General features: G+C 72.1%; 11 protein-coding genes. 6 read left to right on the top strand and 5 right to left on the bottom strand.

Annotation, left to right across the window (positions count from 1 at the left end; genetic code table 11):
* The coding region (locus tag ACO1BR_RS33975) for a GH85 family endohexosaminidase C-terminal domain-containing protein (RefSeq protein WP_426798951.1) at window positions 1–199 on the top strand (199 nt) is incomplete at its 5' end.
* 45 nt (window positions 200–244) lie between these two features.
* Window positions 245–3,292 carry an alpha-mannosidase gene (locus ACO1BR_RS33970; RefSeq protein WP_426798950.1) on the top strand — a complete coding sequence of 1,016 codons (3,048 nt, stop codon included), beginning with the start codon at window positions 245–247 and terminating at the stop codon, window positions 3,290–3,292.
* Between the two features lie 42 nt (window positions 3,293–3,334).
* Here ACO1BR_RS33970 and ACO1BR_RS33965 read toward each other — a convergent pair whose 3' ends face one another.
* Window positions 3,335–3,655, bottom strand: a complete 321-nt coding sequence (locus ACO1BR_RS33965; protein ID WP_426798949.1) for a hypothetical protein — start codon at window positions 3,653–3,655, stop codon at window positions 3,335–3,337.
* Between the two features lie 192 nt (window positions 3,656–3,847).
* On the opposite strand from ACO1BR_RS33965, the gene ACO1BR_RS33960 reads away from it, so the two are divergent.
* The 3 genes from ACO1BR_RS33960 (at window position 3,848) to ACO1BR_RS33950 (ending at window position 5,753) form a co-directional block, all read left to right on the top strand.
* Window positions 3,848–4,873 carry an alpha/beta hydrolase gene (locus tag ACO1BR_RS33960; protein WP_426798948.1) on the top strand — a complete coding sequence of 342 codons (1,026 nt, stop codon included), beginning with the start codon at window positions 3,848–3,850 and terminating at the stop codon, window positions 4,871–4,873.
* 64 nt (window positions 4,874–4,937) lie between these two features.
* Window positions 4,938–5,132, top strand: a complete 195-nt coding sequence (locus ACO1BR_RS33955) for an antitoxin (protein WP_426798947.1) — start codon at window positions 4,938–4,940, stop codon at window positions 5,130–5,132.
* A 45-nt stretch (window positions 5,133–5,177) separates the two neighbouring features.
* Window positions 5,178–5,753, top strand: coding sequence for a GNAT family N-acetyltransferase (locus ACO1BR_RS33950; protein ID WP_426798946.1), 576 nt, complete (start codon window positions 5,178–5,180; stop codon window positions 5,751–5,753).
* A gap of 96 nt (window positions 5,754–5,849) precedes the next feature.
* On the opposite strand, the gene ACO1BR_RS33945 is transcribed toward ACO1BR_RS33950, so the two are convergent.
* The 4 genes from ACO1BR_RS33945 to ligD form a co-directional block, all read right to left on the bottom strand.
* Complete coding sequence (locus ACO1BR_RS33945; protein WP_426798945.1) at window positions 5,850–6,062, bottom strand: cold-shock protein; 213 nt, start codon at window positions 6,060–6,062, stop codon at window positions 5,850–5,852.
* Between the two features lie 292 nt (window positions 6,063–6,354).
* Window positions 6,355–7,575, bottom strand: coding sequence for a D-alanyl-D-alanine carboxypeptidase family protein (locus tag ACO1BR_RS33940; protein WP_426798944.1), 1,221 nt, complete (start codon window positions 7,573–7,575; stop codon window positions 6,355–6,357).
* Window positions 7,576–7,885: 310 nt separating this feature from the next.
* Entirely contained in the window at window positions 7,886–9,454 is a 1,569-nt protein-coding gene (gene murJ / locus ACO1BR_RS33935) for a murein biosynthesis integral membrane protein MurJ (RefSeq protein WP_426799007.1), read from the bottom strand.
* Window positions 9,455–9,595: 141 nt separating this feature from the next.
* On the bottom strand, window positions 9,596–10,501 hold the full coding sequence (gene ligD / locus ACO1BR_RS33930; RefSeq protein WP_426798943.1) for a non-homologous end-joining DNA ligase: 906 nt from the start codon (window positions 10,499–10,501) through the stop codon (window positions 9,596–9,598).
* A gap of 30 nt (window positions 10,502–10,531) precedes the next feature.
* On the opposite strand from ligD, the gene ACO1BR_RS33925 reads away from it, so the two are divergent.
* The gene (locus ACO1BR_RS33925) at window positions 10,532–11,623 is read left to right on the top strand and encodes a Ku protein (RefSeq protein ID WP_426798942.1); all 1,092 of its coding nucleotides are present in this window, start codon (window positions 10,532–10,534) and stop codon (window positions 11,621–11,623) included.
* The last annotated feature ends 100 nt before the right edge of the window (window positions 11,624–11,723 follow it).

Below are 11,723 nucleotides of genomic sequence, written 5' to 3'. Positions count from 1 at the left end.
CGGACCGGTCCGGCACTACGAGTTGCACCGTCGCCTCCCGGACGGCACGCGGGTGTTCCTGGGAGGTACCTGCGGTACCGCCTTCCACCTCGCCGGGCTGCGCCGCGCGGCGCACGAGCCGGCGGCGCTGCTCGAAGTCCGCGCCGTGGACGAGCTCTTCGCCTCCTCGGCCCCGTCGGGGACCCGGCACCCCTGGTAGCCACGGCCGTTCCCGTCACCTCCCACCCCACTCCACGGAGTCCCCATGCATGACGATCGCGCACTGGTCGAAGCCCGTCTCCGCCGCGTCCTGGACGAACGCATCCGGCCGGCCCTGTACCCGGAGTCGGTCCCCTTGGAGGTCGCGGCCTGGGTCGCGCCCGGCGAGCCGGTACCGGTCGCGGAGGGGCTGGCCGCCCGGCACGAACCGGTGGCGGTGGGCGACGCGTGGGGCGCGCCCTGGGCGACCACCTGGTTCCGGGTGCACGGCAGGGTGCCGGAGGCGTGGGCCGGGCGCACGGTGGAGGCGGTGCTCGACCTGGGCTTCGACGAGCGGATGCCGGGCTTCCAGTGCGAGGCGCTGGTCCACACGCCCGACGGCAGTCCGGTGAAGGGCCTCAATCCGCGGAACCAGTGGGTGCGGGTCGGCGATCCGGTGCGCGGCGGCGAGCGCGTCGAGTGGCATCTGGAGGCCGCGTCCAATCCCGTCATCCTTGACGTCCATCCCTTCCTGCCCACGAAGTTGGGCGACCCGGAGACGGCGGGCAGCGAGCCGCGGTACCGGCTGACGCGGATGGATCTGGCGGTGTTCGACACCGAGGTGTGGGAGCTGGTCCAGGACCTGGAAGTGCTGGGTGAGCTGATGGTGGAGCTGGCGGTGGACAGCCCACGGCGCTGGGAACTGCTGCGCGCGGTGGGCCGGGCGCTGGACGCGATCGACCTCCAGGACGTCAACGGGACGGCGCGGGCCGCGCGCGGCCGGCTGCGGGAGGTGCTGGCGGCGCCCGCGGCGGCCTCCGCCCACCGGATCAGCGCGGTCGGGCATGCGCATATCGATTCGGCGTGGCTGTGGCCGCTGCGGGAGACGGTCCGCAAGGTCGCCCGGACCACCGCGAACATGACGGCGCTGCTCGCCGACGAGCCGGAGTTCGTCTACGCCATGTCGCAGGCGCAGCAGTACGCGTGGATCAAGGAGCACCGGCCGGAGGTGTACGCCAAGGTCAAGCAGGCGGTGGCCGAGGGGCGGTTCGTACCGGCGGGCGGGATGTGGGTGGAGTCGGACACCAACATGCCCGGCTCGGAGGCGATGGCCCGTCAGTTCGTGCACGGGAAGCGGTTCTTCCTGGAGGAGTTCGGCATCGAGAACGACGAGGCGTGGCTGCCGGACACCTTCGGGTTCGCCGCGGGGCTGCCGCAGATCATCAGGGCGGCGGGGGCGAAGTGGCTGCTGACGCAGAAGATCTCCTGGAGCCAGGTCAACGCCTTCCCGCACCACACCTTCCGCTGGGAGGGCATCGACGGCACCCGGATCTTCACCCACTTCCCGCCGGTGGACACCTACAACTGCCGGCTGTCCGGTGCCGAACTTGCCCATGCGGCACGGAACTTCAGGGACAAGGGGATCGCCCGGCACTCCCTCGCACCGACCGGCTGGGGCGACGGGGGCGGCGGCACCACCCGCGAGATGATCGCCAAGGCGCGCCGGCTGCGGGATCTGGACGGATCGCCGGTGGTGGAGTGGGAGCGGCCCGCCGACTTCTTCGCCAGGGCGGCGGCGGAGTACCCCGACGCACCCGTCTGGGTCGGCGAGTTGTATCTGGAGCTGCACCGCGGCACCCTCACCAGCCAGGCGCGGACCAAGCGCGGCAACCGCCGCAGCGAGCAGCTGCTGCGCGAGGCGGAACTCTGGTCGGCGACCGCCGCCCTGAAGGTCCAACGACCCTATCCGTACGAGGAGTTGGACCGGATCTGGAAGACGGTGCTGCTGCACCAGTTCCACGACATCCTGCCCGGCTCCTCCATCGCCTGGGTGCACCGCGAGGCGGAGCGGACCTATGCGGCACTCGCCGCCGAGCTGGAGGGCATCATCGCCGGCGCACTGGCCGCGCTGGCCGGCGGCGGCAGCCGGCCCCTGGTGGTGAACTCGGCGCCGCACACCCGCGGCGGGGTCGCGGCCGGCGCGGTGGCACCGGCGGTCACCGAGGGCGCCGCGGTGCGCGCCGAGCCCCGCCCCGGCGGCGGCTTCGTCCTCGCCCACGACCTGCTCCGCGTCGAGGTCGACGGTCGCGGCCTGGTGGTCTCGGCCTACGACCGGACGGCCGGACGCGAGGCCGTCGCACCCGGCACGGCCGCGAACCTGCTGCAACTCCACCCGGATTTCCCCAACATGTGGGACGCCTGGGACGTGGACTCCTTCTACCGCAACGCGGCCACCGACCTGACGAACGCGGACGAGATCGCCCTCGCCGAGGCGTCGCCGGACGCCGCGACGGTCCGGGTGGTGCGCACCTTCGGCGACTCGCGGGTGGTGCAGTCGCTGACCCTGGCACGTGGGCAGCGGCGGCTGGACGTCGACACCGAGGTCGACTGGCGGGAGACCGAGAAGTTCCTCAAGGCCGCCTTCCCACTGGACGTGCACGCCGAACGCTACGCGGCCGAGACCCAGTTCGGGCATCTGTACCGGCCCACGCACACCAACACCAGCTGGGAGGCGGCCAAGTTCGAGGCGTGCGCGCACCGGTTCGTGCATGTCGAGGAGCCGGGCTGGGGCGTGGCGCTGGTCAACGACGCGACCTACGGCCATGACGTCACCCGTACGGTCCGCGAGGACGGCGACGCCGGCGGGCGCGGCACCACCACGACCGTCCGGCTGTCCCTGCTGCGCGCCCCGCGCTTCCCCGACCCGGAGACCGACCAGGGCAGCCACCGCTTCCGGTACGCGCTGGTCCCCGGTGCCACCGTCGGCGACGCGGTACGCGAGGGCCATCGCATCAACCTGCCCGAGCGTCGGCTGACCGGGGCCGGCGCGGTGGCGCCCCTGGTCGCGGTCGGCAACGACGCGACGGTGGTCACCGCGGTCAAGCTCGCGGACGACCGGAGCGGCGATGTGGTCGTCCGGCTCCACGAGGCCCACGGCGGGCGCGCCAGGACCGCGCTCACCACCGGTTTCCCGCTGGCCGGCGCGGTCACCACCGACCTTCTGGAGCGCCCCACCGACGACGGACCGGCGCTGGAGCAGGCGGGGAACACCGTCCGGCTGGCACTCCGCCCGTTCCAGATCGTGACGCTGCGGCTGAGCCGGGCGGTGGACTGACGGGCGGGGCGGCGGGCCGAGCGGGGCCGGCGGGAGGGACGCTCAGCCGGGATCCGAGGAGGGCGTCCGGGCGTCGCGGCAGGTGTCGCGGCGCCCGTCGTGCCGCCGCTCGCGCCCCGCGCCGCGCCCGCGGCCCGCCTGCCGGCCGCGCAGCCGCTCCTGGCGGCGGGCGCCCGCCTGGCCGCCTGCCGCCTCCTGGCCCGGATCCCGGCTCGGATCCAGCCCCAGCATGTCCATCAGCAGGGCCAGGTCACCCGCGTCCCTGGCGCGGCCGGCCAGGGCCTTCCTGGCGAGCCGCCGCTCCTCATCACCGGGCAGGGGGCGCACGGCGGTGTCCTCGGCACTGCGGTGTTCATCGCTCACCGCTGCATTCTCGGCCGGACCGCGGCGCCGTGCCCGTCGAACGGGCCGATGGGCTCACGGACGCGGCACCGACGGCGCATCGGACAACAGCGCCATAACGGTTCGATTACCGCAACCGGCGACGGAACCGGCAGCACCCGTTTTCGCTCTTTATGGTCACTTGCACGTGATCGTTCAGTACCGGAGAGACCGTTGAAACACCGTTACGCCGCCGCCCTCACGGCCACCCTCCTCGCCTCCTGCGTCCTGCTCACCGGCTGCTCGGAGAACGGCAATCCGGTCGACTTCAACGCGGGCGCCAAGGGCGACGGCGGCACACCGGTCAAGCCGGTGGACAGCGACACCCTGATGCCGACCGGCCCCAAGAGCGACTTCCGGATCACCCGGACCCTGGACGACGGCACGCACATAGGCCGGGCGACGCTCAAGGGCGCGAAGTCGGGCGTCACCGGCAGCGTCTGGGTCTGGGCGCCGAAGGAGTACAGCGACCCCAAGTACGCCAAGAGCGGTTTTCCGGTGCTGATGGCCCTGCCCGGCGGCCTGGGCAGCCCGCAGGACAAGAACGGGGTCACCAATTACTGGGTCGGTGGCGATATCAAGCTCCAGGAGAATCTCGCCAAGTGGACCGCGGAGGGAAAGAGCCTGCCGTTCATAGTGGTGATGCCGATGCTCAACCCGGACACCCGCTATCACGACGGCAGTGATATTCCCGGCCAGCAGAAGATGGGCACCTGGCTGACCGAGGACGTCGTCGATCTGACCAAGGCCAATTTCCGCACCTTCAAGTCGCGCGAAGGCTGGGCCTTCATGGGTTCGTCGTCGGGCGGCTTCGCCGGGTTCAAGTCCGTACTGAAGTCCCCGCAGAAGTTCAAGGCGGCGATAGCCAGCGGCCCGGACATCGTGCCGGACTCCCCGATGTGGGCCGGCCACCAGAAGGAGAAGGACGCCAACAACCCGGAGAAGCTCGCCGCGCAGCTGCTGAAAAAGGGCGGCCCGGACGTCTACATCGCCTTCCAGGCCGGTTCGAAGGAATCCGCCACCTCGGTCGTCAACCCCATCCGTAAATTCCGCGAAAAGTACGGAAAGGGTCCGATCCACACCTCGATGCAGCTCATTCCCGGCGGCCGGCACAACGCCTGGGATTACCAGAAGGGGATGGCGGCCGGCTCTCTCAAGTTCATCAGCGACCATCTCAAGGCCCCCATTCCCAGCTCCTGATGCACATGTCCCGGCCCGGGGCGATGCTGGTGTCGAGGGGGGACCGTGGTGAGGAGGACGCCCCATGTCCGTACTGGACAAGCTCAAGGAACTGCTCAAGGGACACGAGGAGCAGGCAGGCAAGGGCATCGACAAGGCCGGGGACTACGTCGACGAAAGGACCCAGGGCAAGTACACGGGTCAGGTCGACGCCGCCAAGGAGAAGATGCGGGAGCAGTTCGGCAAGCCCGAGGGCGAGGACCGGCCACCGCAGACCTGAGCATCCGCCGGGTCCGGGGCCGCGCCCCGCGTCTACGCTGAACGGATGATCACCACGTCCGTCCAGCTCGCCCCCGACGTCCTGATGCGCCCCGCCGAGCCGGCGGACGCCGGCGGCCTCGCCCGGGCCTACCGGCGCAGCCGCGACCACCTCCGCCGCACCGAGCCGGTCCGCGGCGAAGCGTTCTACACCCCCGCCGGCCAGTCGGAGCGGCTCCGCTTCCAGCTGGCCGAGCGGGACGCCGGGCGGGTCATGCCATGGGTCCTGGTCCGGGAGCCGGGCGACGGCGCCGCGGAGCCGGAGATCGCCGGTGCGATCACCCTCTCCCAGATCACCTACGGCCCGCTGTGCAGCGCCTCCGTCGGCTACTGGATAGACGCCGGCCACCTCCGGCGCGGGCTCGCCTCCGCCGCGGTGACGGCGGTGTGCGCGGCGGCCGACGAGGAGTTGGGCCTGCACCGGTTGGCGGCCGGCACGTTGCTGGACAACCTCGCCTCGCAGCGCGTCCTGACCAGCTGCGGTTTCACCCCCTACGGCACCGCCGAGAACTACCTCCACATCAACGGCGCCTGGCGCGACCACCGGCTCTTCCAGAAGATCCTCAACGATCGCCGCCCCTGAAGGACCGGAGCGCCCGTACGGCGGCACAGCACGGCGCCCGCCCCTCGGCGTGAGGGAGCGGGCGCCGTGCGGTGTTCCGACGGGCGGCCGGGGCGCTTACGGCGTGGTCGCCACCCGGATCTTCTCCGCCTGCGGGCCCTTGTGCCCCTGGGTGACCTCGAAGGTCACCTTCTGGCCCTCCAGGAGCTCCCGGTAGCCGGTCGCGTCGATATTGGAGTAGTGCGCGAAGACATCGGCGCCGCCGCCGTCCTGCGCGATAAAGCCGAATCCCTTTTCCGAGTTGAACCACTTCACCGTGCCGGAAGCCATGTCCGTCTCCTTCGTTCGATGGGCTCGAATCGGCTCCCGCACCACGCGGAACCCGGAGGTGATCGCCCTGGTCCGGAGAGGCACTGGACAACAAGAACGCCCGTGAATGCGACACGGGCGCCCGGCACTTCGGAACCACGACAGCTGTTCAGGACGCTACACCGACCAACGCCGCCAGTCACCACAAACCATGGCAAAAGCGTCATCCTTCACCGGGCAAGGTCACACCACATGCTCCGGATACCTGACCGATCGCACGGATGTACTACATCTGGCGGTCGCCGGGGCGGACTCAGGACGGCTGCCCGTCCTCCGGCCCGTCCGGCCGGCGCCGGCGCCACCACAGCGCGGTACCCAGCCCGGCGGCCGCGACCGCACCGGCTGCGGAGAAGGACCACACGATCACCGCGTTCGCATCGGAGCCGGGCCTGCCGGCCGCCGCCCGGCGCAGCTTGGTGGTCGGCCCCCCGTCGACCGCCTTCTCGGTCCCGGGATCGCGCTCGGCGGGGGCCGGGGCGGGCAGCATGCCGACCGCCGCGGCCCGGGGCGCCGCCTCGAAGCCCCAGTCCAACAGCGCGCGGGCCTCCTCGTAGACGGCGTTCTCGGCGCCGGACCGGGGGTTCATGACGGTGACCAGCAGCGTCCGGTCGCCGTGCCTGGCCGCGGCAATCAGGGTGTTCCCGGCGTGCGACGTATAGCCGTTCTTCACCCCGATCAGGCCGTCGTACGGCGCCACGCCGTGCGAGCCGACCAGCAGCCGGTTGGTGTTCTGGATGCCGGAGGTGTCCGCGCCGCCGTCCACCGGGAACTGTGCGGTCTTCGTCGCGGCGAAGTGGGCGAAGTCCGGGTTGGCGAGCCCGGCCTGGCCGAAGAGGGACAGGTCGTACGCGGAGGAGAACTGCCCCGGTGTGTCGAATCCGTCCGCCGACTCGACCGTGGTGTCGCGGGCGCCCAGCCGGTCCGCCGTCGCCCGCATGTCGGCGATGGTCTTGCCCCAGCCGCCGTTCATCGCGGCGAGCGCGTGCACCGCGTCGCTGCCCGAGCTGAGGAAGACGCCGTGCCAGAGGTCGGCGACGCGGTAGGGCGTGTCCTCCTTGACCCCGGCGAGCGCGCTGCCCGACTCGATGCCGGCCAGGTCCGCACCGGAGACGGTGTGCACCGTCCCCTGGGAAAAACGCGGCAGCACCGTCAGCGCGAACAGTGCCTTGAGGGTGCTGGCGGGCGGCAGCGGCCGGTGGGCGTCCTTGGCCGCCAGGATCTTGCGGCTGCCCAGCTCGGTGACGGCCCAGGACATCGCCGAGACCCGCGGCGGCTCGGGCACCCCGGGCCGGGGCACGAACTGCACGCCCCGGTCGTCCAGCGTGCTCTCGGCACGGGACGGTGGCGCGCCGCGCAGGTCGTCGATGCCGTACGGGCCATCAGCGACCGCGGGACCGCACAAGGCCAGCAGGCCCGCGGCGCAGACGGCCGCGGCGCTCACCGCTCGGACGGGGGGCCAACTCGCTGTCGACATGTTGGCCACGCTAAGAACCGCGCCCGCCGCGCGCCGGTTGGCGTACTCCATACGATGGCGGACCGCCCCGAGTGCCGTACACCGCGGCGGGCCCGCACCGTCCGCCCCGGAGGCGCCGGCGCGGGCCGGCTCCCCGGGGCGGACGGACCCGGCACCGAGTGCCGGGTGCGCGCCAACGGGCAGTCTCTGCGGGTGCGTTGGACGCGGCCGGCCAGCGCGCCGCACGCCTCGCGAGGAGGTCCGCGCAGCGCGGATCCTTCTCGCGAAGCCTCCGCACGGCGGCCGCGGTACCAGACAACCCGCGGGCGCCTCACCGGAGGCCGGGCAGGCTCCCCAGTTCGGCGACCTTCAGCACCCTGGCCGCCACGACGAAGACCAGGCCCATGGTGGCGCCGCCGGCGGCCAGCGCCAGGACGGGCGTCCAGCCGGGCGGGGTGGCGAGCCCCGAGCAGGCGCGGGCCGCCAGCCAGCCGAGGGCGCCCGCCACGGCGGCGGACGCGGTCAGCTTGCCGTAGGTACGGCACAGCCGGCGCCCGTCGAGGCGGCCGGAGAGCCGGCGGCGCAGTAGCAGCGCGGTGGCGAGCAGCCCGGCCCCGTACGCCAGGGCGTAGGCGGCGGCCATCCCGGTGACCGCCCAGCGGGCGGGCAGCCACAGATGGCACGCGGTGGCCAGGGCGATGTTGACACCGGCGATCCACCCGGCCATCCAGAACGGCGTCCGGGTGTCCTCGAAGGCGTAGAAGCCGCGCAGCAGCAGATACTGGGTGGAGAACGGGATCAGGCCGAGGCCGAACGCCTGCAACATCTGTCCGATCGGCCGGGCCGACGCGGCGTCAACGGCACCGTGGGCGAAGAGCAGTTGGGCGGCCTGGGGGCCGAAGACCAGGAAGAAGAAGGCGGCCGGGACGATGAGCACGCCGCTGACCCGCAGCGCGCGGGAGAGGTCGTCGCGCAGGTCGTCCAGGCGGTGTTCGGCGACCGCCCGGCTCATCCGCGGCAGCAGCGCGGTCACCAGCGAGACGGTGACGATCGACTGCGGCAGGGTCCAGATGCCCTGGGCCTGGCCGTAGGCGGCGTATCCGACGCCGGCGGTGGGGAGTTGCTGGTCGGCGGCGTTGGCGTAGTGCGTGACGACGGCCATCGCGGCCAGGTTGGCGAGCACGAGCAGCAGGGTCCAGCGGGCGGCGCCGATGGTCTTGCGCAGCCCGGTACCCCGCCAGTCGAAGCGCGGCCGGAAGCGGAAGCCGGCGGCCCGGGCGAACGGGATCAGGGCCAGGCCCTGGAGGGCGATGCCGCCGGTGGTGGCGATGCCCAGCAGCTCGATCTGGCCGGGCGTGATGTCCTCGACGCGGTCCGACCCGGCCAGCAGGCCGATGTACCCGCCGAACATCGCGATCAGCACGACGTTGTTGAGCACCGGCGTCCACATCATCGCCCCGAACTTGTCGCGGGCGTTGAGGACTTGGCCGAAGACGAAGAACAGCCCGTAGAAGAAGATCTGCGGGAGGAGGAAGCGGGCGAAGACGACGGTGAGGGCGAAGGCGGCGTGGTGCCCGGGCGTGTCCGGGGTGAAGACGGCGACGATCTGCGGCGCGGCCCAGACCGCGAGCAGGGTGCCGACGGCGAGCACGCTCAGGACGAGGGTGACCAGCCGCTGCTCGTAGGCCCGGCCGCCGTCCGCGTGCTCGGCCCGGGCGCGGACCAGCTGCGGCACCAGCACGGAGTTCAGCGCGCCGCCGATCAGCAGGGTGTAGATGCTCATCGGGACGACGTTGGCGGTGGTGTACGTGCTTGCCAGCAGCGCGGTGCCCAGCGCCGCCGCCTGGAGCACGGTGCGGATCAGCCCGGTGGCGCGGGAGACCACGGTCCCCGCCGCCATCAGCATCGACGAGCGGCGCAGCCCGCCCGTACCGGTGCCGTCGCCGCCCCCGGGCGCGGGTCCGTCGTCCGACGGCGGCCGGTCCGGGAGGCGCAGCCGCATGGTGTCGTGGTGTGTGGTCCCCTCCTGCATCCCGCCAATCTATGCCAGGCGCCGGGCGGGGCCGGGCAGCGGGCGGGCCCGGCCGGGGTCGAGCAGCGGCCCGAGCAGATCGCCGTACCGCTCCCGGCGTTCCGCGATCTCGTCGAAGCGGAAGGCGAGTTGGCCCGGTTCGGCGCAGGCCGCGACCTCGTCCCAGGTGACGGGGGTGGAGACGGTCGGGGTCGGGCGGGCGCGCAGGGTGTAGGCGACCGCGGTGGTCTTGGCCGCGGCGTTCTGGGAGAAGTCGACGAAGACCTTGCCGGCGCGCAGCGCCCTGGTCATCTTGTGCACGACCAGGTCCGGAAGGGCCGTCCGGGCCTCCACGGCCAGCGCCCTGGCGTAGGCGGTGGTGTCCTCGGCGGGGGTGGGCTCGACGGGCACGATCAGGTGCAGGCCCTTGGAGCCGCTGGTCTTGACGTGGGCGTCCAGCCCGTCGGCGGCCAGCCGGCCGCGCAGCCAGCGGGCGGCGGTGCAGCACTCGACGACGGTGGCCGGTGCGCCGGGGTCCAGGTCGAAGACCAGCCGGTCGGCGATGCCCGGTGCGTCGCGGGTCCACTGCGGGGCGTGCAGTTCGACTACCAGGTTGGCGGCCCAGACCAGGGTGGCCAGGTCCTGGATCAGGACCTGCCGGGTGGGCGCCGACCTCGAATGGGGGACCTCGCAGGTCTCCACCCAGGAGGGCGTGCCGGGCGGCACGTTCTTGGTGAAGAAGCGCTGGCCGCCGGGCCCGTCGGGGAAGCGCAGGAAGGACACCGGCCGGTCGTGGAGGTGGGCGAGCAGCACGTCCGCGGCGGTGGTGCAGTAGTGCAGCACCTCGCCCTTGGTGGTGCCGGTCTCCGGATAGAGGACCTTGTCCAGGTTGGTCAGCGAGAGGCGCCGCCCCTCCACGACGGTGATCGGCGACATACCATGAGAATCCCACACAAGGGATGAACTATGCGATCTATATGGAACGGGTCGATATCGTTCGGCCTGGTCACCATCCCCGTGAAGACCTACAGCGCCACCGACCGGACCTCGTCCGTCTCCTTCGTCCGCATCCACGAGAAGGACGGCGCACCCGTCCAGTACCGCAAAGTCTGCGAACTGGACGGCGAGGAGGTGCCCAACGAGGAGATCGGCAAGGGCTATCAGCCGCCGGGCGACGACATCGTCGTGCCGATCACCGACGACGATCTGTCCCGGCTGCCGCTGCCGACCGCCAAGACCCTCGCCATCCTCTCCTTCGTCGACCCGGGCGAGATCGACCCGCTCCAGCTGGACACGTCCTACTACCTGGCGCCCAACGGGGCCGCCGCCGCCAGACCGTACGCGCTGCTGCGGGAGGCGCTGGAGCACCACCGCAAGGTCGCGATCGGCAAGGTGGCGATGCGGGGCCGGGAGAACCTGGCGATGCTGCGCTCCTACGAGGGCGCGCTGGTGATGCACGCGCTGCTGTGGCCGGATCAGATCCGGCCCGCGGACGGGGTCGCACCCGAGGACGTGAAGATCCGCGAGAACGAACTCACGCTGGCCGAGACCCTGATGGACTCGCTGGGCGCACTCGACCCGGCCGAACTCCACGACGACTACCGCCAGGCCGTCGAGGAACTCGTCGCCGCCAAACTGGAGGGCACGGCCCCGGTCGCCGCCGACACGTCCGGCACCTCCGGCGCCCAGGTCATCGATCTGACGGCGGCCCTGGAGAAGAGCGTCCGGGCGGCCCGCGGCGGTGGGGGCGGCAACGGGTCCGCCTCGGTCACACCCCTGCGGGCGCGTGGCAAGGCCGCCGAGAAGACCCCGGCGAAGAAGACGGCGACCGCCGCGAAGACGCCCGCGAAGGCCGCCGCGAAGAGCGGCACCGCGCAGCGCACCGCGCGCGAGCGGAACGTGGCGGAGAAGGCGGAGAAATCCGCACCGGCGAAGCGGTCGGCGAAGACCGCCGCGACCGGGCAGACGAGAACGGCGAAGGCCGCGGCGTCCGGCGCCGCGACCAAGTCCGCGACCAAGTCCGCGGCGAAGAAGCCCGGCAGAAGAGCCCACGCTTAGGGCCCCACCCCCACCGCTGCCTCTAGACCCGGATTTCGCACGTGCCTCGTCTGGTTGGAACGAGGCAGGTGCGGTGTCTGGTTGTCGGTGTGGTCGTTGA

Source organism: Streptomyces sp. YGL11-2 (genome assembly GCF_050054615.1).
GTDB lineage: Bacteria > Actinomycetota > Actinomycetes > Streptomycetales > Streptomycetaceae > Streptomyces.
The sequence above is the reverse complement of the archived record's forward strand: the minus strand, read 5'-3'. Positions and strand labels throughout refer to the sequence as shown.